The 24,104-nt window shown below is 36.0% G+C and carries 21 protein-coding genes, 1 other RNA gene, 5 pseudogenes and 1 other annotated feature; of the genes and pseudogenes, 5 read left to right on the top strand and 22 right to left on the bottom strand.

Annotation, left to right across the window (positions count from 1 at the left end; genetic code table 11):
* The first annotated feature begins 54 nt into the window (after window positions 1–54).
* The 3 genes from ssrA to HFK82_RS02505 all read left to right on the top strand — a co-directional run bounded on the left by ssrA (window position 55) and on the right by HFK82_RS02505 (window position 1,612).
* Window positions 55–405: a transfer-messenger RNA gene (gene ssrA / locus HFK82_RS02515) on the top strand.
* A gap of 138 nt (window positions 406–543) precedes the next feature.
* Entirely contained in the window at window positions 544–924 is a 381-nt protein-coding gene (locus HFK82_RS02510) for a CidA/LrgA family protein (RefSeq protein WP_168260679.1), read from the top strand.
* Window positions 917–1,612 (top strand): LrgB family protein, encoded by a 696-nt coding sequence (locus HFK82_RS02505; protein ID WP_168260678.1) that lies wholly within the window; start codon window positions 917–919, stop codon window positions 1,610–1,612. The genes HFK82_RS02510 and HFK82_RS02505 overlap by 8 nt, the downstream gene beginning before the upstream one ends.
* Window positions 1,613–1,965: 353 nt before the next feature.
* Here HFK82_RS02505 and HFK82_RS02500 read toward each other — a convergent pair whose 3' ends face one another.
* The 6 genes and pseudogenes from HFK82_RS02500 to HFK82_RS02475 form a co-directional block, all read right to left on the bottom strand.
* Window positions 1,966–2,418 carry a hypothetical protein gene (locus tag HFK82_RS02500; protein ID WP_168260677.1) on the bottom strand — a complete coding sequence of 151 codons (453 nt, stop codon included), beginning with the start codon at window positions 2,416–2,418 and terminating at the stop codon, window positions 1,966–1,968.
* A 153-nt stretch (window positions 2,419–2,571) separates the two neighbouring features.
* Window positions 2,572–3,426 carry an ABC transporter ATP-binding protein gene (locus HFK82_RS02495; protein WP_168261010.1) on the bottom strand — a complete coding sequence of 285 codons (855 nt, stop codon included), beginning with the start codon at window positions 3,424–3,426 and terminating at the stop codon, window positions 2,572–2,574.
* Window positions 3,427–3,794: 368 nt separating this feature from the next.
* The gene (locus HFK82_RS02490) at window positions 3,795–4,955 is read right to left on the bottom strand and encodes a tyrosine-type recombinase/integrase (protein WP_168260676.1); all 1,161 of its coding nucleotides are present in this window, start codon (window positions 4,953–4,955) and stop codon (window positions 3,795–3,797) included.
* Window positions 4,956–5,198 (bottom strand): DUF3173 family protein, encoded by a 243-nt coding sequence (locus HFK82_RS02485; protein ID WP_168260675.1) that lies wholly within the window; start codon window positions 5,196–5,198, stop codon window positions 4,956–4,958. It lies immediately after the preceding gene.
* A gap of 205 nt (window positions 5,199–5,403) precedes the next feature.
* Window positions 5,404–5,763, bottom strand: a complete 360-nt coding sequence (locus tag HFK82_RS02480) for an SAG1252 family conjugative relaxosome accessory protein (protein ID WP_168260674.1) — start codon at window positions 5,761–5,763, stop codon at window positions 5,404–5,406.
* A gap of 480 nt (window positions 5,764–6,243) precedes the next feature.
* Window positions 6,244–7,266 (bottom strand): annotated as a pseudogene (locus HFK82_RS02475) (IS30 family transposase).
* A gap of 673 nt (window positions 7,267–7,939) precedes the next feature.
* On the opposite strand from HFK82_RS02475, the gene HFK82_RS02470 reads away from it, so the two are divergent.
* Window positions 7,940–8,239: a DUF5960 family protein gene (locus HFK82_RS02470; RefSeq protein WP_168260673.1), complete on the top strand. Its 300-nt coding sequence runs from the start codon at window positions 7,940–7,942 to the stop codon at window positions 8,237–8,239.
* Window positions 8,240–8,449: 210 nt separating this feature from the next.
* On the opposite strand, the gene HFK82_RS02465 is transcribed toward HFK82_RS02470, so the two are convergent.
* The 11 genes and pseudogenes from HFK82_RS02465 to rplJ all read right to left on the bottom strand — a co-directional run bounded on the left by HFK82_RS02465 (window position 8,450) and on the right by rplJ (window position 17,316).
* Window positions 8,450–10,231: a GmrSD restriction endonuclease domain-containing protein gene (locus HFK82_RS02465; RefSeq protein WP_168260672.1), complete on the bottom strand. Its 1,782-nt coding sequence runs from the start codon at window positions 10,229–10,231 to the stop codon at window positions 8,450–8,452.
* Between the two features lie 2 nt (window positions 10,232–10,233).
* The gene (locus HFK82_RS02460) at window positions 10,234–11,550 is read right to left on the bottom strand and encodes a DUF262 domain-containing protein (protein WP_240928806.1); all 1,317 of its coding nucleotides are present in this window, start codon (window positions 11,548–11,550) and stop codon (window positions 10,234–10,236) included.
* Between the two features lie 163 nt (window positions 11,551–11,713).
* A complete protein-coding gene (locus HFK82_RS09140) occupies window positions 11,714–11,836 on the bottom strand; it encodes a hypothetical protein (RefSeq protein ID WP_269725467.1) in 123 nt (40 codons plus the stop codon).
* Window positions 11,837–11,869: 33 nt separating this feature from the next.
* A complete protein-coding gene (locus HFK82_RS02455) occupies window positions 11,870–12,331 on the bottom strand; it encodes a DnaA ATPase domain-containing protein (protein WP_168260670.1) in 462 nt (153 codons plus the stop codon).
* Window positions 12,332–12,402: 71 nt separating this feature from the next.
* The gene (locus HFK82_RS02450; protein WP_168260669.1) at window positions 12,403–13,353 is read right to left on the bottom strand and encodes a helix-turn-helix transcriptional regulator; all 951 of its coding nucleotides are present in this window, start codon (window positions 13,351–13,353) and stop codon (window positions 12,403–12,405) included.
* Window positions 13,354–13,453: 100 nt separating this feature from the next.
* Window positions 13,454–14,512 (bottom strand): AAA family ATPase, encoded by a 1,059-nt coding sequence (locus HFK82_RS09350; protein ID WP_272869846.1) that lies wholly within the window; start codon window positions 14,510–14,512, stop codon window positions 13,454–13,456.
* A 696-nt stretch (window positions 14,513–15,208) separates the two neighbouring features.
* Window positions 15,209–15,322: pseudogene (locus HFK82_RS09345) on the bottom strand (DNA recombinase); the annotation flags it as partial.
* A gap of 455 nt (window positions 15,323–15,777) precedes the next feature.
* Window positions 15,778–15,849: pseudogene (locus HFK82_RS09250) on the bottom strand (class I SAM-dependent RNA methyltransferase); the annotation flags it as partial.
* Window positions 15,850–15,886: 37 nt separating this feature from the next.
* Window positions 15,887–16,183, bottom strand: coding sequence for a DUF5962 family protein (locus HFK82_RS02440; protein ID WP_168260667.1), 297 nt, complete (start codon window positions 16,181–16,183; stop codon window positions 15,887–15,889).
* 195 nt (window positions 16,184–16,378) lie between these two features.
* A complete protein-coding gene (gene rplL, locus HFK82_RS02435; protein ID WP_003065188.1) occupies window positions 16,379–16,747 on the bottom strand; it encodes a 50S ribosomal protein L7/L12 in 369 nt (122 codons plus the stop codon).
* 68 nt (window positions 16,748–16,815) lie between these two features.
* The gene (gene rplJ, locus HFK82_RS02430; protein ID WP_154455229.1) at window positions 16,816–17,316 is read right to left on the bottom strand and encodes a 50S ribosomal protein L10; all 501 of its coding nucleotides are present in this window, start codon (window positions 17,314–17,316) and stop codon (window positions 16,816–16,818) included.
* A gap of 27 nt (window positions 17,317–17,343) precedes the next feature.
* Window positions 17,344–17,476, bottom strand: a sequence feature (ribosomal protein L10 leader region).
* 359 nt (window positions 17,477–17,835) lie between these two features.
* On the opposite strand from rplJ, the gene HFK82_RS02425 reads away from it, so the two are divergent.
* Window positions 17,836–19,944, top strand: coding sequence for an AAA family ATPase (locus HFK82_RS02425; RefSeq protein ID WP_168260666.1), 2,109 nt, complete (start codon window positions 17,836–17,838; stop codon window positions 19,942–19,944).
* A gap of 53 nt (window positions 19,945–19,997) precedes the next feature.
* Here HFK82_RS02425 and mmuM read toward each other — a convergent pair.
* From mmuM to clpX, 5 genes and pseudogenes are all read right to left on the bottom strand, one after another.
* Window positions 19,998–20,944: pseudogene (gene mmuM, locus HFK82_RS02420) on the bottom strand (homocysteine S-methyltransferase).
* 14 nt (window positions 20,945–20,958) lie between these two features.
* A pseudogene (locus HFK82_RS02415) lies at window positions 20,959–21,198 on the bottom strand (amino acid permease); the annotation flags it as partial.
* 18 nt (window positions 21,199–21,216) lie between these two features.
* A complete protein-coding gene (locus tag HFK82_RS02410) occupies window positions 21,217–21,903 on the bottom strand; it encodes a CPBP family intramembrane glutamic endopeptidase (protein ID WP_240928805.1) in 687 nt (228 codons plus the stop codon).
* Between the two features lie 188 nt (window positions 21,904–22,091).
* The gene (gene yihA / locus HFK82_RS02405; protein ID WP_154455226.1) at window positions 22,092–22,688 is read right to left on the bottom strand and encodes a ribosome biogenesis GTP-binding protein YihA/YsxC; all 597 of its coding nucleotides are present in this window, start codon (window positions 22,686–22,688) and stop codon (window positions 22,092–22,094) included.
* A gap of 7 nt (window positions 22,689–22,695) precedes the next feature.
* The gene (clpX, locus tag HFK82_RS02400) at window positions 22,696–23,928 is read right to left on the bottom strand and encodes an ATP-dependent Clp protease ATP-binding subunit ClpX (protein ID WP_168260665.1); all 1,233 of its coding nucleotides are present in this window, start codon (window positions 23,926–23,928) and stop codon (window positions 22,696–22,698) included.
* Window positions 23,929–24,104: the final 176 nt, after the last annotated feature.

The raw sequence follows: 24,104 nt of genomic DNA, 5'->3' as shown, positions 1-24,104 counted from the left end.
TTTAAACATATCTGTTATACTAGTAATGTTGGTTATGAAATCAGCATTTTGTCTGGGGTCGTTACGGATTCGACAGGCATTATGAGGTATATTCTGCGACTCATCGGCAGATGTAAAAATGCCAGTTAAATATAACTGCAAAAAATACAAATTCTTACGCTGTAGCTGCCTAAAAACCAGCTCGCGTGATCTCTACAAGATTGCTTGAGTTTTGCTAGAGGTTTCATTGTTATCAAGCTACGTTTGGCTATTGTCTAACTAGTCAAAAAGAGATTTTTTAGACTCGCTTGAGTGAGGTTTGAGTTATGTATCGCGCTTAAGTTAAATGAAAGACATAACCTATGGTTGTAGACGAATATATTGGCAGGTGTTTGGACGTGGGTTCGACTCCCACCGGCTCCATTCTTGTAGATACCGTTTAAAGCGTTGCGTTATCAACGCTTTTTTCTTTTTATTATCTTTTCTGAAAACTTATATAAAAGCGTTTTCCAAGTCTTGCAATTCTTCTTTAGAGTAGTAGACTTATACTGGAGGATTTTACTGATGAAACTATACGTTCAATTTATGATTATCTTGATTTTCTCACTCATCGGAGAAGCCATTTCAACGCTTTTTCATCTGCCTGTCCCCGGTAGTATTATCGGTTTGGTTCTGCTTTTTCTCGCCCTTGAATTTAAAATCATTCGTTTAAGACATGTTGACACCGTTGGTAATTTTTTGCTTGGCAACATGACAATTTTATTTTTACCCGCAGCGGTTGGTATTATGGAAAAATTCAACGATATCAAAGATTATTTGCTTCCTATTACCATCATCATTTTAGGGGCTATTTTACTAAATGTGGCTGTCATTGGTCTAGTCGTCCAATTTGTCAAGACACGCTATGAAGGCGATTACGTTGAAAAAGGAGCTTCTAATGACTGACGTTTTATCAAATCCTATTTTTGGCATCATGCTTTCTATCTTGGCTTATCTGATTGGTATGCTGATTTTTAGACGCTTTCCACATCCTATAACCACACCACTTCTTTTAGCTACCTTTATCATCATTCTCTTTTTAAAGCTAACCCACATTTCTTATGATGATTATTATGTTGGCGGTAGTTACCTCAATATGCTCATCGTGCCATCAACGGTTGCCTTGGGCATTCCCCTTTACCGCTCTTTTCATCTCATGAAACACCACATTCGCAGTATTTTAGCAGGAATATCCATTGCCTGCGTGGTCAATACCACTTTTACTGCTATTATCGCCAAAACCTTTGGTATCAAATATTTACTCGCTATTTCCCTCTTTCCAAAATCTGTCACTACTGCGATGGCTGTCGGAATCACTAATAAAATGGCAGGTATAACAACTGTAACCCTTGTTGTAGTCGTTATCACAGGGATTTTGACTAGCGTTCTTGGGCCTGTTCTATTGAAATACCTGCACATCACCGATCCCGTAGCAGTCGGGCTAAGTCTTGGCGGGACAGGACACGCCATTGGTACTGGTACCGCTCTAAAATACGGTTATGTCGAAGGGGCCATGGCGGGCCTAGCCATCGGTGTCACAGGAATCGCCTATGTTATCGTCAGCCCAATCATCGCTCAAATCATTTTAAAATAAAGCACCAAACACCAAAGCAGAACGACACGCGGTCGTCCTGCTTTTTTATTTCTATAATTCTATGGCAAGTAAAATCAACGAGTGATAGTTAAAATCCCACCAAGAATGATCTTGGTGGGGAACGTTTTTACATTTTTTAAATAGTATTGAAGAACTCTTTTACCTCTAAGATAGTACCTCAACTTGCTAATACTCAAGTCTATTATACAAATATAAAGAGACAAGATACAAAATCACATAGTAAACGACAAACAGTAATGTGAGGAGTAATACGCAACTACCAAAAGATACATGTCCTAACACATTAACATAACCGTTTAGAAACAGATATTTTAGCGAAGTAAGGTGTGGAGCTATAAAAAAACAATTCCTACAAGCATAGTGAAACCATTCGTCAAGAGAATTGATGCCAAACTAGCAACTAGCAAACACAACAAAAATACCAAAATAGTTCCAAAAATACTAACCACCGTATATTGTATGTCATCCATTTTTGAAGGCAAAAAACTACCTGACGTATAGGGTTGATGAATCAAATAAACATAATAAGTGAATAATGAAAAGAAAGTCATTACAATATACAATAATTGAAACAATAAAATTACTCCTAGTTTTGCATTTAAAATAACTTTTCGACTAACATCCTTGAAAAGATACATAATGCCGCTTGTTATTTCATCTCTAAAAATCGTACTAACAATATAAATAAAAACGACCAGTGGCAATGTCATTTGGTATTGAGTGGATAAAACGGTGCTAAAAAACTCCAAAAAGCTTAGTGATCCTATTGGAGCACTTAATTGCATAAAATTGGTATTGAACAATCCCTACAACAATTAGTAGCATCGGGAAAAAGCTAAAAGCTAACGCAATTTTTGATTCTCTCTTCTTCAACAATGCTTTAAAAAAAGTAATGTTAAGTAATTCATCTCTATTCCTCCGTAAATAATCTTTCTAAACTATCTTTTTTTTGATAAAATATTTTTAATCAGCTTAGCAACTGCTAGTTGTTCCAAGATAGCATTTAAGGCTTCATTATTTACAGAATTATCAATTTCAATACAATTTTCACTATATTTTAAGTAATAATTTTTCACAAGATTTTCTATCAAATGACCATCTTCTTCACTGATCATCTCATTTAGCTCTATAATGATACTATTGTGTTCTGCACTGATTTTATCGTCAATTGTCCCTGATTCAATGAAAAGATAACGTGTACACAACTCTTCTAGCTCTGCTAACTGGTGACTAAATATGATCATTGATGTTTTATTAACTTTTGACCATTGTTTTAAAATGTCCAATAAATTTCTGACGCCAATAGGATCTAAACCTACAAAAGGTTCATCTAACAATACAAATCGAGGTTCTGTAACAAGAGCCAAGGCTAATGCGGTCCTTTGTTTCATACCAAAAGAAAAATCCACAGGTTTTCTATTTTTAGCTTCCCAAAGTCCAACTAATTTCAGTGTTTTTTCGATATTATCTTGATACTGTTCTTTCTTATGAATTTTAAGATATAACTTTACATTTTCCTCAACACTAATTTGTGGAAAAAAGACAGGCTCTATCATGATTCCAAAATCTCTGAGAATATTATCTTCTTTAAAAATATCTTTACCATTGAAAAAAACAGTTCCTTCTGTAGGATTTTGAGATTTTGCCAATAGTTTCAGCAAAGTACTCTTCCCTGAACCATTTTTACCGACTAAACCTACAATATCTCCCTCTTCAATAGTAAAATTAGCATTTTTCAAAGAGTAAAAATCATTACCCTTATATCTTTTCCCTAACCCTTTAACTTCAATTATTGCCATTTTTCTCCTCCCTTATCCCAATATAACTTTTCCATTATATCATGTAAAAAAAAAAGACCCCACCAAGAATTATCTTGGTGGGGTAGAAGTCATTTCGCACCATATTTTTCTTACATTGCTGTTTTAAGCAATGAAAAGTGACACACATATTGTGCAAAATATACAATTAAAGGTTATAGACGCATTAAACAATCTTTCTAAATGTTGAATATACAAAAAACCGCCAATCCTAAGAATAGCGGTTTTATCGTTTTATTAGGCTACTTGAGTAGTTACTCTATTATTTAAGAGTAACATAAGCAAATTGCTTTTAAACCTTAGTATTATGCATTTTTCAAGTCAAATATTATCGATAGTGGTCCTTATCGGGGTGTTGATGAAACACCCTCCTTTTTCAATAATTCTGTTATCTCGTTACCTACTGTCTGCTTTCTAGCATTGTAAAAATGAGAATAAGTATTTAGAGTTGTAGCTTTATCAATTCTACCTGAACGTTGAGAGACTGCTAAAACATTTTTTCCTAGGATATTGATCATAAATGAATCATGACTATGCCTCAATCCTTTATCAGTTATCTCAGGTACACCTGCTAACTTAGCCTGTCTCTTCAACATTCTAGTTAAGGTACTCTTAACCATAGGTTCACCAAACTTAGATAAGATGTAGTTATCATCAGAATTAGCAACTTGAACTTTTCTCCAACGTTCTATGACATTAATTGTTTCATCATCTAGATCAATAAATCGAACTCCTGCATCCGTTTTAGTCTGATCTTTTATACGATAAATACCACCTTTTAACGCTTCTAAAGTTGAATGGACAAAAATTCGCTTATTCTCTTTATCATAGTCAGACCACAATAAAGCAAAACCTTCACTGACTCGAACCCCAGTCATGTAGTATAACCAAGTTGTCGTAAAGCGATGTAAATCTTCATAGTCTTCTATATCAAAGGTTGCAATAACTTTTTTGAACTCATCGAATGTCCAAAATTTTGTATCTGGTCGCTTCCCTTTTGGATTATCAAGACTCTTACATGGGAAAGTTTTAATATATTCCATTCTTTCCGCATATCCTAAGCATTGTTTGAAACGAATCCAAACACATTTTGCATAATTAGGAGAATGGTTTGCTATAAGCTTTAGTCGAAATCTCTCGCAATCACGTGGCTTAATATCACGCAATTTCATTTTCCCGAATTCCTCTATAAATAACGTAAAATGAGTGATTGCAGTTCTATATGTTGAATCCTGTACCGTTTGTTTATAATACGGTAAGAAAATGTCTTCCATGTATTGAGCAAATGTTAAATTATAATCTGAATAATCAAATTTATCATAAAACTCTACTCTTGCTCGACAAAGCTCATCATAAGCTTCTTTCTCTGTCGTGAAAGATTTTCCCCACATATTGCGATAACGTTTAAAACGTTGACGTTTCCCAGTTGCAGATGCCTTAAATTCAGTTTGACAATATATCCTACCTTTTTCATCTCTAAATACACCTTTATATTTCTTAGACATTTATTTGTTTTCCTTTCTTTCATCAATGATTGGAAAACCGAGCAGCTCCTCTACGATAATTTTTGGAGCTAAGTCTAATCGTCTATTATCAAAAGGCGATTTTCTTAATTTTACCGCATTATTATCTAAATGACTACTATAAAATTGATTAACGGCTATTGCTTTAGCTTCTCTGATAATCAACTTTGAAGCTGTCTTAGAAAAACCAAGCTTCATAATACTTTTATGTGTAACAGTTTCCATAAGATACTCCTTCTATTTTTATTCTGATTAAATCTCAGTAATAGTAATGTATCAATTAATATTTGAAAAGATTATCACAATACAGTTTTGGATGAAATGCTACTTCCAAAATTTAATAACTTAAAATTAAAAAAAGTAAAATCCTAAAATCAAATAGTTGGATATGATGAAACACAATCTAATAAAATTCTATAACTTAGTTGTTCTAGCCTATATACTTTTCACGAAACTCCAGGCTCAATGGTTGCGTCTGGTTCACTTCCGAAATCAAATCTTGAACACAGCCCAATAAAATAGATACATGTTCCTGAGTCACCTGATTATTCGCTCTTGCGACAATCATAACTTCATAGACATCACGACCAATCTGCTCTAATTTTTGATTACGCCAGAAAGAAAACCATTCTTTTTCCGTTAACTGCTTATCATCAGTCATTAAAATTTTATCTCTGACAAATGGTGAAAAGTGTCGATAATGATTGTCCCTCATTAATTTTTCAATTTGTTTTAGCTCATTGGCTGTTAAATTTATTTCTTTGCGAATATCTCTATATTGTTCAGACATAATAGTTTCTCTTTATTATCCTTTCTCGGGTAAAACCCGGCCCCGTATATCATACAGGAAATTTTCTAAAGACCTTGTTCGGTCTTTGCGAGCTCAGGCATTGTGGTCACAATACCCAAAAAATCATATCGCCAGCCGACCAAAACTTTCCAGTTTTGACAACCAACGATAAGATTACTTGGTGGCTTCGCCCCCCAACCCCCAGTGAAAATTCAAGACTTGATTTTCTTAGGAATGCCATTAGAATAACAAGGATAATTTGGAAAAGTTATCACACTTCTAAAAAAAGTTTCAAAACTTGATAATAAAAAACGTTTTATAGAGGCCTTATTTCTGACAGAGTTATTTCTAATAAAAAAACTACCTTTTACAGCATAATCAAAAAATACATAAATATATTTATCATTGAATTGTTTTTGCAATTTCGCAAATTGTCAAGTCAAGTGCAACAAGAATACTGCTAAACAAGAATTCGATAGCTTAAACAGTTTGGGTTACCCCAAACAGAAAAGTTGCCGTTTTATAATTGAGAAGTCGTCTCGGTCTTTCATTAATAGCGGAGACATACTGAGAAAGCTCGTCATCCGTTAATGGATTAAGTGATTTCCCTTTAGGAAGAAACTCTCTGAGTAGGCCATTAAAGTTCTCATTTGATCCTCTTTCATGAGATGAGTAGGGATGGGCATAGTAAATATCAACTCCTGCTAAGTGTGACAACAGACTAAACTCAGAACCATTATCTGATGTGATAGAACAAATAGGGTACTGAGAGAGTAAGTCTCTGACAGATTGATGGATAGTTTCAGCTTGCTTATTCGGTAACTTACAGGCTAGGGCAAAACGAGTCTGACGTTCTACCAAGGTCATGACAACAGCCTCACCCTTGGTCTTTTTACCAAGAACCAAATCAATCTCTCAATGACCAAATTCAGAGCGAGTCGTAATGGTTTCTGGACGCTCCTCAATGGATTTACCAAGAGTTTTCTTATGGGTCTTAGAGGCAGGCTTAGAGCGTTTTCGAATACTGACCATCTTAGGTAAATCAATTACTTTAATCGCCAACAGACCGTCTTTGATGTAACGGTACACTGTTTTGGTGGACGGGATGACTTCCAGTGGATGTTCCTCTTTGTAGGTTTGAACAAAGCTATCGACATTATGACAACGTGGTTTCGTTTTTAGAGCTTTGACGAGCTCCTTGAGAAAGGTTGAGGAACAGTTCTTGAGCTTGTGGTAGGTAGAGTTCTTACGATTTGTTCCATAGGCACGTTGACCGCTATCTGCGAAATAAGCCTCGTAGTAGTTCAGCTTTCCATTTTTATCTTGGACTTGTGTAACAGTTCCTCGCCTTATTTCACGACAGATGGTCGAACGGTGACGATCCAGGAGCCGAGCAATCTCAGCTGGCTTCTTTCCCATCTTGAGATAAGCACTCATTTCGCCACATTCAAAGGCTGAGAGGTGTGAATACGAAGAATTTTTGGTAGAATGAATGGTGGACATGTTTATCTGCTTTCTATACTGAGTTGGGGAATTCTAGTATAGCAGAATAACATGTCTTTTTTGTTGCACTTCATTTTACAACGCGGGGTTTTTGCAATTTAAAAATATTTGTCTAAATGTGCTTAAGCTAACTGGTCTATCAGGGAGTTCGGAAACACAACTTTAGTATCAAAGTTTTAAAAATTGAGTTGCACATCAACGCCCCCCTATATAGGATTAGATAAAGATTGACCTTATAAATCACACGAAGACATTAAACGATACCGCCCTGATATTCTTACGTTCCCAATACAGTTATAGAGTAGTCAGAATGAGTTACGTTAATTACTCAGTATTTGTGGATGACAACTATTCCCTATTCTTTCTGTTCTATGCCTCGGAAGTTATCGAGGAGGAGGATAAACGCTAAACCACTATCAAAACGATACATTTTCAATCTAGTTTTTTTGACGTACAAAATGAAACTGCCTTATTAGACAGCTCCAGAAATATTGCAAGAAGTTAATTTATCGGTGGGTATTTGGAAAATAATAAGATAACATTCTTATTCGAAGTGATTATTGAACAAAAATTGCTACTCCTTAGCTAGCTTTACGCTAACTAATTCAGCATGGGAATAAGAACATCAAGCTAGATGATATTCTCAATATCAAACTAATAGAGGTGGTGTACCATGAATCAGCTTGAGTTTCAGCGTAATCACCTGCAAATGGACTATTACAGCGAGAGCTACCAAGATTTTGAACGTGACTTCTACCGCTACTCCAACATGAATATACCATTGACCTTTCTGACTGATGATATCCTCAAAACCATGGCGACTTCTCGTAAGAATTACTTTGTCCTAAATAAGGAGAAGTCCAGAGATAATCGTGATCACTTCTTTATTTTTGAAGTAAGAACCTTAGAAGAGAATCCACTAATCTACCGTTATTCTTACAAGAAAACAACAACGTATTTAACAGAAAAATAGGAGTGATGCAAAAGACCACTCCTATTTTCTATCATCTCATTATATAATTAAAATCACCATTTTATTGAAGTAACTAGATTCTTACCAATTATTTTTTCTATAATATCTAATTGCGCCGAATGTACTGGTACTTCTTCCTTTTAAATGAGTTGTTTAGGTTCTGTTGGCTAATCAAAATAGATTGGTTTGCAAGAATATCTCTACTCTCATTTACTCTTTTTGGGAAACGAGAATGTTAAACATCTCGTTCTGATGAATGTGTGCCAATTTTTGATCCCAAATATTGTTATTTTGTCTCATCATTTCAGCCATGATTTTCAGCTTCAAACTCTGCGCAATAATACCCGGGTTTGTACTTGCTTTTCCGACAGGCGTTGCATTATTAAAAGTAGAATTGCCAGATACCGTAATCAAGGCTAAATTACCAAAGCAATTCAGATCTGCATCAGCCCAAGGTGACAATTCAGTTGGATGTTGAGGGTAGAAATGTTCAATTGAACTTCTGAATTGAAATTGCCAGTCACTCGATAATGGCCGTATTATTTCCTGACCATTGTATGAATAGCCATCTCTATAAATCAAATAATCTAAATAAGTAAACACAATCCGTTCAAATCCAAATCCAGAAGCCGTTTCATATTCAGCTGCATCAACTTTTGACTGTGCATAACTTTCAAGAATCTTCAAAACATTAGCATTTTCATCATTAAAATAGCTTGACAAAACTAATGAAATCCAATGCATTGTTTTTGGAGATGTGTATGTTATACGTAAGGCAGATTGTAAGGTTCGAATCTGTCTATTTTTATTATCTTCATCTCCACCAAACGTTCCGATATATTTGGGTTTATCTGTTCTAGCATCACGATATTTTTCAAGCTTTTGTAATGACCACTTTCCTGTTTCTTTGTAGTCACGCGCAAATTCACGCTTTAACACATATTTGTCGAATATAACGCGTGCTTTTAGCAGCATAAATAAAAAGTGCTTAGCAGACAATTCATCTGCCCAATTATTCTTAAGATTTGTTAAAAAATTCTTATCATCCAAACTTGAGTCGTCGTCCGCATTTGATCTCGAAATAGCTTCATTGACTTGTAATAAGAAGTTCGGGAAAGAAATAATTGACTCAAAACGTTCATTCTCTAACTCTTCACTTGATGTTGATTCACCACTTAGTTCTCCCTTACCTTGAAGTATTTCTTCAAGAGTGAATCTTTCTTCTGTTACTGATTCATTTAGATAGCAACAGGATAATGAATCAAAGTCAACTATTTGCTCGGATAAGCTACTCCAATCATTGCTAAAAATCATATCCCGTTTTTCTTTAGGATAATTCATTTGAATGTAGGAGTCCATGTTGGAGCAATATTCCCAGATATCACTAGCGATTTTCTTGTCAACTGGTGCCGTTATTTTTGACAAAAAATTTGCTTTGGCAATTTCATGTAATTCGAGTTGCTCACCACGAGTATTCATAATTTCAAAATAATGGTTCAAGTCGATTTTATCGGGTACCTGTACACGGATAAGATTCACCTTATCCAAACGCTTGATGAATGATTCTTTTTCTTCTTTAAGACCTGTCTTCTCAAAATAATCATCAATAATTTTATAGCCCTCTTTAATTTCTGAAGACTGCAACTCATCAGTTAATTGGTTTGTATTGGGTAATGTTGCTAGCGTTCTATTCGCCTTATCTCTAGCTTCAAAACGTAATGCATCATTAGCAAACGCAATACCCAAATATCTTTCCAGTAAAAATAATGTTGTCAAGCGTTGTTGCCCATCAATAACTTCATAAACATTATTTTCCTTTTGATTAACGATTAGATTACCCAAAAAATAATCATTTTTGGTGCTCCTAATATCTTCGATTAACTGTTCAATTTGGTCAGAACCCCATGCGTAATTTCGTTGATAAATTGGAACCTCATAATGAATATCAGAAAATATTTTTGAAACTGGTATCATTTTTAAATGATTGTCCATGATTACCACCCATTCCATTGTTTAATTAATTCATAAATTGCTTTGTAGCTACTGCTTTGAAGGTCGCTCTCTTCTACACTTTCTAAGAATATGGATTTCAATTCTTGCGGGTCATTCATTTCACTCATTATTGAAAACAAATCTTTACCCAGATTGATCCGATCATGTTGACCAATTGCATACTTATTTATAGTTTGTGGATAAATAGCCTTCATTCGTAATCTTAATGAATAACACCAAGTGTATAGCTGATGCATGACCGATTCATCGATTGTTTCAAAACCAAACCTATCAGCATAAAATAGCAACGAAGCCTCATAAAGTTGTTTTATGTAAATGTCACCAGTTCGCCTTCCTGGGACTTCTTCTTCTTTTTTATGGTAACTATTAATTTTATTTTTGACTTGTTCCAATAAAGCTGAATAATGCAAGGTCCACTCAAAGAAGCGTTTTCCGGCAATAATTGGTTGGGTTAATTGAAATTGGTTTAATTCCCCAGAACTGAGCAATTCACTTGAACCACTCGAATTAACTTGTTCAATGAAAATATTACTGGCTTTATGATAAATCGCATAGTTATAAGTATTCGATTGCTTGATCCCTTTGAAATACTGAATTTTATCAGATGAATAATGTAGCCCATCCCTGTTATTAAACCATCGAATGACTGGATACAAATAATTTCTAAACAAATCCTCAAGAGCATTTTGATCCGTATCTTCCCAATCAGAAATCAATCTTATTTTTAACTGCTCAGAATCTCGAGCCATTTCTCTCAAGTGGTACGACTTCAATAAATCATGAGGCTTGAGTGCTTTTCCACGTGAATTTTGTGAATCAAAGAATTGAAAGGCCTCCTGCTCACTGTCTGTCACAATTTTTACAACAGTACAATTTTTTTCAAGAAACTCTTTATACTTTCTTTGTTCTTCCTTGGTAAGTTCATTCACTCTCTTTTGGAGCAATTTATAATTATTGTAAATTGCATCACGAGATGATGGTTTATAATTTTCACTCAGAAGTTTTTGGCTTTTTTCACCAAGCGCATAGAGTAAAATGGATAAGGTTGTAGTCCGTTGCTGTCCATCAACTAGATTATAATCGTAATGTTGGCTATTATGATTCAATGCCCTATGCAAAATGACTGAACCTAATCTATACTCATCAATTCCTAACTTATAAGCTTCATAGGTATCTGCAAAAAGGGTATTGGTTGAACTAGATGACCAACGATATGGACGTTGATAATCTGGAATCTTTAAATTGATATTCATTAACTCATTTACGCTGATGATTTTTAATTCGTCTTGAATTAACATCAAAATACTTCCCTCCTTATTGGAATCTAACTCCTTCATTATAGCACATACAAACTTTTCACAAGTCCGCAATTAGTAATCAGAGAACACAAGAAATAATATGAACATGATATCCGAAAACGAACTCTAAGTAAGGTGTGTCAATTGTAAAGTTGTAATCTTACTAGCTTTTCTTTTCAACACTAGCGTTTGGAATAGTTTCCGCATAAAATTCTGCTGATTGTTTATCATAAAAACCTTGTGCAATCACATTCCCGAACTGATCGACAACAATCCATTCTTGCATGTTAGGTTTCTCCTTCCTATCTAAGTTTACTAATCATTGATTTTGGGATGTCATATTTGTTGTTAATCCCCATTGTAATCGTTCCTGTAATGTGCTAGAAACTTCCATGCTATTGGGGTCAATAGTGGATGAAATAATCACTTGTTTCTTGTTTGCTTCAATCAGCATGGCGATTTTTTCTTCCAGAGCTTTATCTTTAGGCAGTAATTGCAAGTCATCGATGAGAATATAGTCATCATCTGACAACATAATTTTTTCTACCATTTCAACTGCCAGTTCTTTTGCTGATAGAAATACTACCTTATTTCGTTCAACAATTGCGTTGATGGTGGTATTTAGCAAGTGCGATTTCCCAACTCCTTCTTTACCGTATATATAAACCGGATTATAGTAATTCTTATCTCTAATAACTGTCTTTAATGCAGCTAAAGCCCAAGCATTTCCATCATTAACCGAAAAATTCTCAAATGTTTGATTTTTATTGACTGGTTTCATCTTTTGTCCCTGACTTATAACTTGATAGGTTTATTATAAAAGATTCCATAGACAATATTTGTCCACTTAGTCTACTTGTCATAATTTTGCTGCATTTTTTTAAGAAAATTCTTCATATCATCTACTAGCGTTGCAGGAGAAAGCACTGTCAAAGCATCTACTTGACTCAGCAACCATCGTTTCAATCCTGGTGTGTCTTGACTGATAAATTCAATCACAGCTCCGTCAGGGGTATGTTCAATAATCCTAGCAGTTGGAAATTGATCCGTTACAATGGTTTGGTCATAGGTAAATTGAACTCTAATCGTCAACTCTCGTCCCATAAATGGATCAACACGTTTGTTCCGTACTTCTCCATCACGAAACTTCTCCCCATAAGAAATCTGTGGTTTCTTTTCCGTAGATACTTTCCAATCTAAAATTCTATCCAATTTTAAAGTCATGTACGATTCAAAAGTCAAATTAAATGCTACAACATAAAAGTAATGCAGATCATAGTAAAGGGATACGGGAAAAATGGTATGCTGCTTTTCACTATTGTAAGGCGATTGATACCGAATCTCTAGAACTAGCTCTTTTTGTATTATTTCCGACCATTCCCAGATTTTGTCAATTCGATTTTGAGTATCAGACAGTGGCGCATAATTTAGTAGTTCGCTCGCAATAATTTGATAAACCTCTTTTTGTTCCTTTTTAGAGATTAAAGCCAACAAACTATCGATCAGAGACTTATTTTCCTCTTTGTTCAAAGAACGGTTCTCTAATAAAATCTTTGAGATTATCAAAATATCCTTTTTATTAAATAATGATTTCCCTTTTAGATAACGGGTATGGTATTTCGCATCATAGGCAAGTTCCGCTGCAACTATAGGCTGAGATTCCAAGAAATGACCTAATAGAGAAAAATCTCTCTGTATTATTTTTTCACTAACTCCAAACTCATCTGCTAACTGTAACTTAGAAAGATGAGCACCTGATTGCAAACGTAGAAAAACTGTTAGTAAGCGTTCTTGATCATTCATATTTACCTCATTCCTTAGAAACATTATAACACCTCAAGTAGTCCCTATTCAATGATATTCCGACTTTTTCAAGGTTATTATTTTGCAAATAAGATTAATTTTAGTATCTGCCAAATCCAATTGTCCGACTTAACTTCTGAGTACTAAATCCAAAACTTTCCAGAGCATTCTCAATATCCTCTAATGTCACTAGACTCAAATTCTCCAGACTTGTCAATTGACTATCTTCCATATTAATAACCCGTTGTGCTTGATAAAGAATAATATGGTCAACAAGTTTTCGGACATATCGAGCATTCCCGAAATAACTATCTCTTTCTAGTTCGGATAGATGTTGGTATAGCTTATGTTTGCAATCACCTTTCAACTGATACTGTTTCCTCGAAATCATCAGTTCGATGATAGCAAAGAGTTCGTCAGAAGAGTAGTCTTCAAATCGAATTTCCCGTGAAATCCTTGAAGACAGACCTGGGTTTATATCAAGGAACTCCTTCATCAAATCTTCATAGCCCGCAAAAATAACTAAGACCTCATCTCTCCGATTTTCCATTTCCTGAATAATAGTCGCAATAGCTTCATGTCCATAATCTTTTTCGTGCCTTGGAATTAAACTGTAGGCCTCATCTATAAAAAGGACACCTCCTTTGGCATCATCAAATACCTTTTTAACTTTGGGAGCAGTACTTCCAATATACTCTCCAATCAGATCCGCACGCCCTACTTCCACCAATTTGTTTTCTTGAATTATCTTATTATTAAACAAAATCTTTGTATAGAGTCTTGCAACTTCTGTTTTTCCTGTACCAGGGTTTTCAGAAAAGACAAGATGATGATTAACAGTATCGTTGTAAATTCCATGCTGTTTCCTGAGATGGTTGACCTTATTGAATGCAATTTGCTGAGTCAATAAATTTTTGACCTCTGTTAGCCCTATCAGTTCTTGCAAAGTATCTTCTGGGGTCTTACTCAATCCAATCTGACTTTTAGGGCAGATTAAAAAATTTTCTAAATTTATCTCCTTATCCTCAGAGGGATCATATCCAGTTTGGACTGAAAACTCTATAATCTCTTGAACAAATTGTCGAATATGTTTTGCATTGTTTATTCTCGATTTTTTTGATAGCGCGTTTTTAAAATCATCATCGTTGACTCGAATCATTTTCTTTGCCAGCATCATCCTACCAATAGAAGCTAGTTCTTCTTGCTGATAATCTGGAAAAGGAACAATTGAAATTCTATGATTTATTTCTGATAGTTCTTTTTCAATCTCCTTTGCTTCTTGGTAATTATTGGCCATAAAAATAGCTAAGGTGTGTCCTTCTAGTTGGCGTAAACTCTCAAAAAATTCAATTTTTGGGTTTGGTCTTGCTGAGAAAAAATCATAAACTACTGGAAAATCTTCTGTTGTAATTTTTGGAAGGAAAAAATCCTTACAGTTCGCAACAACTGCTCTCAAGCCAAATAATGATTCCAAGAATTGAATGGCAAATTTTCGACCTGAGCCTTGTTCACCCGTAAAAATATAAAAGTGCCTTTGCTTCTCATTATTATTTATTTTATTTTGGAATGATAAATAGGCGATAAGTTCCTTTACTGCATTTTTAAAATCAGTCAACCCAACAATACTATTCAATTCCTGTAACTTTTCAGCGTTAGAATTCATCAATGAATACTTTGTATCATTTCGACTATTGAGTAAAAATTTGATCAGATCACCACGATTACTTCTCTCGATCTTTTTTAAAAAATCAGTTTCTGTCAATACCTCAAACTTATCCAGAGAAACCTTTTTCTCAAAGATACTTCTTAATTTTTCAATCATTTCTCGCCAACTGTAATCATCTTGTGAAATAAGATAATAAGTCTCGGACTCTTTAATTAGTATCCAACGATTATCAGTAATAAAATCTTCTGTTTGTACTTTTAAAAATTCATCAGGATTTGTAAGCTCAACTTGATAATATTTCATTTCTCACTACCTCATATCATTTATTGATACATTGAGTTTACAAAAAAGGATGGGAGATAAATGTCCATTCTAATAATTTTTTCTAAACTTCCTAATAATTTTTAACAATCCAAACTATTCCACAATAATATTCACTACACATCATTTACTTTGCAATAAGTAATGGTTAAAACCAATTCATTCAATCATTATCCACATTATGACACCTTGAAAACAAGCATTTTCAAAATATTTTGAGATTTTGTATTTTTTTCACTCATCTTACACTAGTTAGTTTCCCTAGGCCAAACCTTCTAGAGTTTCATCCATAGGGTGGGTAAATGGAAATAGAATGGGATAGTTTGATGCTGCCGCTTCTACTCACTATAAAAAATTACTCACTCTGATAATTCCCCACCACATAATAAAAAGCCTTGCTACCAAGGCTTTTTATTATCCCTTTCGTTCAAAGGTTTCTAGGCTTTTACAAGCAGAGCAACACACTCCACGTGATGTGTAATTGGGAACAAATCAACAAAATAAATTTTTTCTATAAGAAAGAATAATTGCAACTGCATACATCTCTCAGTCATAAGATAAACTAATATATTTTCCAGCGATATTACAATCTAACCATTTTAATTCATTAACTAAATACAAATATTCTCCATGTAAGCATTCATCTAAATTAGGAAAATCATTTTCTTTGGTATTGATAATAACTTCAAGTAGATTAGTTAATTCTCTGATTGAAAAACTATAATCTAAAGTTTCTTCTTCATATGAGTCCTTAAGTTCTATATATCTTTTATATTCAACATTATTTTTAAAACCAAGAGTTAACATTTCTTCTAACTCATAATATAAATCTTCACTTAACATAAGTTCCCTCCTCTGTATTTGTCATTAGTTTACTGCAACAAATATAGAATGTCAGCTAGAAACAAAACACCCCCACAAAAATTTGTGGGGTGTTTTGTGGGGAAATTTCAATTGAAATTATCCCTTCTTAATCACCTTGACATTAGCGAAAAGGCTTTAAAACTCGGCTTTCAGCCTTAAACAATCAATAATTGATTATTTAAGAGTGATAGAAGCTCCAGCTTCTTCAAGTTTAGCTTTGATTTCTTCAGCTTCTGCAGTTGCAACGCCTTCTTTAACGTTAGCAGGTGCACCATCAACAAGAGCTTTAGCTTCTTTAAGACCAAGACCTGTAACTTCACGTACAGCTTTGATAACAGCAACTTTCTTGTCACCAGCTGAAGTCAATTCAACGTCAAATGAGTCTTTAGCAGCACCAGCGTCAGCAGCACCACCAGCAGCTACAGCAACAGGAGCAGCTGCAGTTACACCAAATTCTTCTTCGATAGCTTTTACAAGGTCGTTCAATTCAAGGATTGAAGCTTCTTTAATTTCAGCAATAATGTTTTCAATGTTCAATGCCATTATAGATTCCTCCAAAAAATAGTATATGTTTTTTAATAAATTAATATAGCACTAGGCTACTTTTTGCATTAAGCTGCGTCTTCTTTGCTGTCTGCAACTGCTTTGACTGCAAGAGCAACATTGCGAACTGGCGCTTGAAGTACAGAAAGGAGCATAGAAAGAAGTCCTTCGCGGTTTGGCAATGTAGCAAGGGCAAGGATTTCTTCTTTTGAAGAAACAGAACCTTCGATTGCACCACCTTTGATTTCAAGTGCTTCAGCATCTTTCGCAAAATCATTGATAATTTTAGCGGGAGCAACAACATCTTCGTTAGAGAAGGCTACTGCTGATGGTCCAACGAAAAGATCTTTCATATCGTCAAGACCAGCTTTTTCAGCTGCACGAGTCAAAATTGAGTTTTTGATAACTTTGAACTCAACACCGCTTTCGCGAAGATTGCGACGAAGAACTGTATCTTGCTCAACTGTAAGACCACGTGAATCTACAACAACGATAGATGCAGCAGCTTTCATTTTTTCAGCAACAGCTTCAACTTGCTCAGCTTTTTTAGCGATAATTGCTTCACTCATTAGTTTTACCTCCGTTATTATTTTTGGGATAGGCACAAAAAAACGCACCTAAACCTAGACACGAAAGTACAAATACGTTATTCTCATTACGTTTTGTGCCTCGGCAGGAATATTATGAGCACGGCTCCCCTGCTGTCTTAGGTCAGTTTTATCATAAAACCTTAATTAGTATATCGTCTTTTTGATGACTTGTCAACCCATTACGCCCACTTTTTTATCTTTTTTGCTATTTTAGGAAACTTTCTCTTTTTAATAACACCGTCTCTTTCCTATAAAAATATAGGTTTTTAGCTCCGAATCATATTATAGTATTACTTTTTTTAAATTTTTTGAGTATTTTTTGTTGACTTTTAAGAGAATATGCTATATGATAATACTATAAAGGTGATTGAAAAAAAGACAATCAACCAAGCCTTATCAAGCTATTGATCTAGTCCGAAAAAGAGATTTTGTATCGCATATCATCTTTTGTTTAAAATCGTACTATAATATCATTTATATGAAGAGAGGTAATAGATTATGGCAAGTCGTGATTTTTATGGAAGAGATCCTTTTGGAGGAATGGACGATATTTTCAATCAACTCATGGGAAACATGGGCGGATATAATTCTGAAAATAAACGTTACCTTATCAATGGACGTGAAGTAACACCTGAAGAATTTGCTGCTTATCGTAAGACAGGTAAACTTCCTGGTAACGAAGAATACCGAGAACAAGCTGCTGCTAACGCTCCTAAACAAGATGGTATCCTTGCAAAACTTGGTACTAACTTGACAGAACGTGCTCGCGCTAACGAATTGGACCCTGTTATTGGTCGTAATAAAGAAATTCAAGAAACAGCTGAAATCTTATCACGTCGTACAAAGAACAATCCCGTTTTAGTCGGTGATGCTGGTGTTGGTAAGACAGCCGTTGTTGAAGGTTTAGCACAAGCTATTGTCAATGGTGATGTCCCTGCTGCTATTAAGAATAAAGAAATCATTTCAATTGATATCTCTGGTCTTGAAGCTGGTACACAATACCGTGGTGCTTTTGAAGAAAACGTACAAAATCTCGTTAAAGAAGTCAAAGACGCTGGAAACATCATCTTATTCTTTGATGAAATCCATCAAATTTTAGGTGCTGGTTCTATTGGCGGTGACTCTGGCTCTAAAGGTTTGGCTGATATTTTGAAACCCGCTCTTTCTCGTGGTGAATTGACCGTTATAGGTGCTACTACTCAAGACGAATACCGTAACACTATTTTGAAGAACGCAGCTCTTGCTCGTCGTTTCAATGAAGTTAAAGTAAATGCTCCTTCTGCTGAAGATAGCTTTAACATCTTGATGGGTATTCGTGATTTGTATGAAAAGCACCACAACGTTGTCCTTCCTGACAATGTTTTGAAAGCTGCCGTTGATTTTTCTATCCAATACATCCCACAACGTAGCTTACCTGATAAAGCTATTGACTTGATTGATATGACAGCTGCTCACTTGGCTGCACAACATCCTGTCACAGATGTCAAAACACTTGAAAAAGAAATTGCAGAACAAAAAGATAAACAAGAACAAGCTGTTGCTAATGAAGATTATGAATTAGCACTTAATACGAAGACACGTATTGAAGCCCTTCAAAAACAAATTGACAACCACACTGAAGGTCAAAAAGTAACTGCTACGGTTAACGATGTGGCTGAATCTGTTGAACGTTTGACTGGTGTGCCTGTATCTAATATGGGTGCTAGTGATATTGAACGTTTGAAAGAATTGGCTAGCCGTTTGAAAGGTAAAGTCATCGGTCAAGACGAAGCTGTTGAAGCTGTTGCTCGTGCTATCCGTCGTAACCGTGCTGGTTTTGACGAAGGTAATCGCCCAATTGGTAGCTTCTTATTTGTCGGTCCTACTGGTGTTGGTAAAACCGAACTTGCTAAACAACTAGCCTTTGATATGTTTGGTTCAAAAGATGCCATCATTCGTTTGGATATGTCTGAGTACTCTGACCGTACAGCCGTTTCTAAATTAATTGGTACAACCGCTGGTTACGTTGGTTACGATGACAACAACAACACTTTGACAGAACGTGTTCGTCGTAATCCTTACTCTATCGTCCTTTTGGATGAAATTGAAAAAGCAGACCCTCAAGTCATCACCCTTCTTCTTCAAGTCTTAGACGATGGTCGTTTGACAGATGGTCAAGGTAACACCATTAACTTCAAGAATACGGTTATCATTGCGACATCAAATGCTGGTTTTGGTCATGAATCATTAACTGGTGACGCTGAAAAAGATATGGAGATTATGGACCGTATCGCTCCTTACTTCCGCCCAGAATTTCTTAACCGTTTCAATGGTATCATCGAATTTTCTCATTTGACTAAGGAAGATTTGAAAGATATTGTCAACTTGATGCTTGATGAAGTCAGCGAGACTATCGCTAAGAAAGGTATTGATTTGGTTGTTAGTGACGCAGCTAAAGAACACCTTATCGAAGAAGGTTACGATGAAGCCATGGGTGTCCGTCCACTTCGCCGTGTCATTGAACAAGAAATCCGTGATAAAATCACTGACTTCTACCTTGACCACACCGATGTGAAACATCTTAAAGCCGATATGGAAGATGGCGAACTTGTTATTAGCGAAAAATAATCTTTTCCACTAAACGCTCCCAAAAAGCCCAACTTGTTTGAGTTGGGCTTTTTTTATTTGTGAAAAGCTTGCGCCAAACTAACAATATCTTTGGGACTAGTACGGCAGCAACCACCAATGATTTGGGCACCTAATGTTAGCCAAATCTTGCTATTTTCAAGAAGGGTCCGTGCTTCATCAGGACTTGAAGTCCAAGTTTGAGTGCTACCGTCGTAAACTTCACCAGAATTAGGATAGGCAACTAGCGTTTTTTGAGATACTATCCGAATGCGTTTCAATAGACCCGAAATAACTGTCGGGCTGCTACAATTAATGCCAAAAGCTAAAACCTGAGGACTTTGCTCACACAAATCCGCCACTACTTCAATTGGAGTGCCATCTGAAATGTGGCTATCGTCTTGTGCTGTAAATGACAGATAGGCTTCTGTTTCTGGAAAATCCGTCGCCAATAAATCAATCAAAGCTTTGGCTTCATGAACATTTGGAATGGTTTCAATGGCTAAAAAGTCGCATCCAGCAGCCAACAAAGTTTGAATACGCGAACGATGAAAGGCTTGGTAAGCTTCTTTACTTAGATGATAATGCCCCGTGTACTCCGAGCCATCTGCCAAATAAGCGGCATAAGGCCCAACATCTCCAGCAATCAAGGGATAAGAGCGTTTGGCCTTTTCTTCATCTGATAAAGTACGCCAAAACTCATCACGAGCTTGCTGGGCTAAGGTGACTGTCAAAGCGATGATGTCCAGAGCTTCTTTTTCAGATAAACCAAAATCCGTTAAGCCCTGAACAGTTGCTTGGTAGCTTGACGTTGTAGAATATCTGCTCCCGAACGAAGGTAAATACTGTGAAGATACTGAATGATACGAGGATTTTTCAAAAGGTATTTAGCAGACCACAATTTTCCAGATACATCATAGCCACGCTCTTCCAATTCCGTACCCAAAGCACCATCTAAGATGATAACTTCCTGATTGGCTAATAAATCCTCCAATTTTCCCATGGCTTATTTTCCTCCTACCATTTTTTATACCGCAAATAATGATAACCATAATATAAAAGAACAAACGGAGTGCCAAAATACAGTCCTGCACGTTGTGACGCATCCCAAGTAATACCGATAATCGAAATCACCAACAACACAATAGTGATATAGGGCAAAACAGGAGTGAAAGGTGTTTTGAAAGACAAGTCATCCAAAGTGTGTGTCTTCAAGAAGGCTTTACGGAAACGAATCTGTGCTATGGGAATGGATATAGAGATAAAGCAACTTTCCTACCTCCTTAAAAAGAACATAAATACAGCGACAATTGATATTGTATTGCCAAGAATATGTGAAAAGGTACTGATAACACAATTTCCAGACTTATAATAAATTACTGAAAAAATCAAACTGTCAATGAACACACCAGCAATATCGTAAGCTACAATCCCTATGTTTCCAGTAGCAATATGTCCAGCAGCAAAAACAATAGACGATACTACGGCACTAATCCAAATTGGAAATATTTTCAAGGATTTTCCAAAGAAGAAACCTCTATATGCAATTTCTTCTCCAAATGCTGCAATGATAACTTGACCTATCAATAATGCCGTCTTATCAAAAGACAAGATAGAATCCGTCCGTCCCATTACATGGGCAACAAATTCTCCACCAAAAATGATATTTCCTGCAACAAGCGCCGCAATACCACTTAAACTCGGTAGCAACATCCAAATAATGACTCCCGACTTTTTGAGGTCGGTGACGATAGTATTGAAACGTAAACCCGATTCGGAAGCTCGTGTTTTACTAACATCTTCTACTATAAAGAAAAATACTATCCCCACAAATACGGAATACCCTGCTATGGTTGAGGAAGGAACAACTTTTGTCAAAGTCAACAATATCATTACTGTTATATCGATGAGTGTAAGAGCAGTACTCTTTTTGTTAATATCCATCATTTGCTGATTTTTCATTTCATTTCCTCCTGTATTTGGAAGTGTTCCCCGTGTTAAAAATGATAATTCTCTATAAACGCCATCTTTTATAATAAGTATATATCTATAATAGCATAAGATTTTCAGGGAGGGTAATAGTCTTTATCTATCAATAGCGCTAGGCAAAAACGATAACAAAAAAAGACTGGCTAAACCAATCTTTTCCTTTATAATTCACTTAAAATGCTATCCCAAGCGTCATCTAAGCCAGTACGGTCAACAGATGAGAAGATAACGAATTGGTCTGATTTATCAAAATTCAGTGTTTTTTTGATTTCAGACTCGTGTTTGTTCCATTTACCGCGGGGGATTTTATCAGCTTTCGTAGCTACCACGATGACAGGAATCTCGTAATATTTAAGGAATTCGTACATCTGCACATCATCGGCGCTAGGGCTATGGCGCAAATCCACCAAACTCACTACCGCACGCAAATTGTCACGGCTCACCAAATACTCTTCAATCATCTTGCCCCATTTAGCACGCTCGGTCTTAGAAACTTTGGCATAGCCATAACCTGGAACGTCCACAAAACGCAGCTTGTCATCAATATTGTAAAAGTTCAAAAGCTGGGTTTTTCCTGGTTTGCTTGATGTCCGAGCAAGGTTTTTACGTCCTAAAAGGGTATTGATAAAACTTGATTTCCCAACGTTAGAACGTCCAGCCAAGGCAATTTCCGGCAAATCATCTTGTGGGTAATGCGATTTGTTAGCGGCACTCAAAAGAAGCGAGGCATTATGGGTATTTAAATACTCAGTCATCATTCTCTCCTTAAGACGCAATTTCTAAAATCGGTTTTTCCGTTCCGTCAACTGTCGCTTTCGTGATACGAACTTTAGTGACATCTTCTTGGCTTGGTACTTCAAACATAACATCCATCATGGTTTCTTCAATGATAGAACGCAAACCACGCGCCCCTGTTCGACGTTCGATAGCTTTATTGGCAATAGCTTGCAAGGCGTCGTCATCAAATTCTAACTCAACACCATCATAAGACATAAGGGTTTGGTATTGTTTAACCAAGGCGTTTCGTGGTTCTGTCAAAATACGAACCAAGTCATCTGCAGTCAATTTTTCAAGCGCTGCAACGACTGGCAAACGTCCGATAAATTCAGGAATCAAACCGAATTTTTGAATATCTTCTGAGATGATTTCTTGCATATAAGAAGCATCATCAGCAATTTTACGGTTGTTTTGACCAAAGCCGATAACTTTTTCACCCAAACGTTGTTTGACAATGTCTTCGATGCCATCAAAAGCACCACCAACGATAAAGAGGATATTTTTGGTATCGATTTGAATCATTTCTTGATTTGGATGTTTTCGTCCACCTTGTGGTGGCACGCTGGCAACGGTTCCTTCGATGATTTTCAAAAGTGCTTGTTGCACCCCTTCACCAGAAACATCACGCGTAATGGATACATTTTCCCCTTTTTTCGCGATTTTATCGATTTCGTCGATGTAGATAATTCCGCGCTCAGCTCGTTCAATATTAAAGTCAGCCGCTTGAATCAGTTTGAGCAAGATATTTTCAACGTCTTCTCCGACATAACCTGCCTCAGTCAATGATGTCGCATCGGCAATCGCAAATGGAACGTTCAAGGTTTTGGCCAAGGTTTGCGCAAGGAAAGTCTTCCCTGAACCCGTTGGGCCAATCATCAAGATATTTGATTTTTGCAAATCAACATCTTCTTCATCGCGGTTTTCTGCAAAAGCCACGCGTTTGTAGTGGTTATAAACCGCCACAGAAAGCGCACGTTTGGCACATTCTTGCCCGACAACGTATTCATCAAGCATCGCCATCAATTCTTTTGGTTTTGGAACTTCTGATAAATCCGCTAGCACTTCTTCCGCCAGTTCTTCACGGATAATTTCTTGGGACAAAGCCACGCATTCATTACAAATGAACACATTGTTTCCTGCAATGATTTTCTTGACTTCGTCTTGTCCTTTCCCACAGAAAGAACAATATACTTTAACATCATTTGTTCGATTTCCAACCATAGTTACTCTTTCTCACCTATCCTTTTCATTTCATTAAAATAACGTGCCATAAAAGGCATGGATTGTATTTACTAGGTTTGTAAAGGCATTTAAAAACAAAAGAACAGCCAAGGCATAGCGTCTTCTTCTAAGTGCTGGGATAGCACACAAGATACAAATAACCATTAAAAAAGCCG

This window comes from Streptococcus alactolyticus (genome assembly GCF_012277075.1).
Lineage (GTDB): Bacteria > Bacillota > Bacilli > Lactobacillales > Streptococcaceae > Streptococcus > Streptococcus alactolyticus.
This window is presented reverse-complemented; position numbering and strand designations above follow the sequence as displayed.

Excerpts from the sequence above, each read along its gene's own strand:
- HFK82_RS02510 (WP_168260679.1), top strand. The coding sequence starts at position 544 with ATGAAACTATACGTTCAATTTATGATTATCTTGATTTTCTCACTCATC.
- HFK82_RS02505 (WP_168260678.1), top strand. The coding sequence starts at position 917 with ATGACTGACGTTTTATCAAATCCTATTTTTGGCATCATGCTTTCTATC.
- HFK82_RS02500 (WP_168260677.1), bottom strand. The coding sequence starts at position 2,418 with ATGCAATTAAGTGCTCCAATAGGATCACTAAGCTTTTTGGAGTTTTTT.
- HFK82_RS02490 (WP_168260676.1), bottom strand. The coding sequence starts at position 4,955 with ATGTCTAAGAAATATAAAGGTGTATTTAGAGATGAAAAAGGTAGGATA.
- HFK82_RS02485 (WP_168260675.1), bottom strand. The coding sequence starts at position 5,198 with ATGGAAACTGTTACACATAAAAGTATTATGAAGCTTGGTTTTTCTAAG.
- HFK82_RS02480 (WP_168260674.1), bottom strand. The coding sequence starts at position 5,763 with ATGTCTGAACAATATAGAGATATTCGCAAAGAAATAAATTTAACAGCC.
- HFK82_RS02470 (WP_168260673.1), top strand. The coding sequence starts at position 7,940 with ATGAATCAGCTTGAGTTTCAGCGTAATCACCTGCAAATGGACTATTAC.
- HFK82_RS02465 (WP_168260672.1), bottom strand. The coding sequence starts at position 10,231 with ATGGACAATCATTTAAAAATGATACCAGTTTCAAAAATATTTTCTGAT.
- HFK82_RS02460 (WP_240928806.1), bottom strand. The coding sequence starts at position 11,550 with ATGTTAATTCAAGACGAATTAAAAATCATCAGCGTAAATGAGTTAATG.
- HFK82_RS09140 (WP_269725467.1), bottom strand. The coding sequence starts at position 11,836 with ATGCAAGAATGGATTGTTGTCGATCAGTTCGGGAATGTGATTGCACAA.
- HFK82_RS02455 (WP_168260670.1), bottom strand. The coding sequence starts at position 12,331 with ATGAAACCAGTCAATAAAAATCAAACATTTGAGAATTTTTCGGTTAAT.
- HFK82_RS02450 (WP_168260669.1), bottom strand. The coding sequence starts at position 13,353 with ATGAATGATCAAGAACGCTTACTAACAGTTTTTCTACGTTTGCAATCA.
- HFK82_RS09350 (WP_272869846.1), bottom strand. The coding sequence starts at position 14,512 with ATGATTCGAGTCAACGATGATGATTTTAAAAACGCGCTATCAAAAAAA.
- HFK82_RS02440 (WP_168260667.1), bottom strand. The coding sequence starts at position 16,183 with ATGTTAAGTGAAGATTTATATTATGAGTTAGAAGAAATGTTAACTCTT.
- rplL (WP_003065188.1), bottom strand. The coding sequence starts at position 16,747 with ATGGCATTGAACATTGAAAACATTATTGCTGAAATTAAAGAAGCTTCA.
- rplJ (WP_154455229.1), bottom strand. The coding sequence starts at position 17,316 with ATGAGTGAAGCAATTATCGCTAAAAAAGCTGAGCAAGTTGAAGCTGTT.
- HFK82_RS02425 (WP_168260666.1), top strand. The coding sequence starts at position 17,836 with ATGGCAAGTCGTGATTTTTATGGAAGAGATCCTTTTGGAGGAATGGAC.
- HFK82_RS02410 (WP_240928805.1), bottom strand. The coding sequence starts at position 21,903 with ATGAAAAATCAGCAAATGATGGATATTAACAAAAAGAGTACTGCTCTT.
- yihA (WP_154455226.1), bottom strand. The coding sequence starts at position 22,688 with ATGATGACTGAGTATTTAAATACCCATAATGCCTCGCTTCTTTTGAGT.
- clpX (WP_168260665.1), bottom strand. The coding sequence starts at position 23,928 with ATGGTTGGAAATCGAACAAATGATGTTAAAGTATATTGTTCTTTCTGT.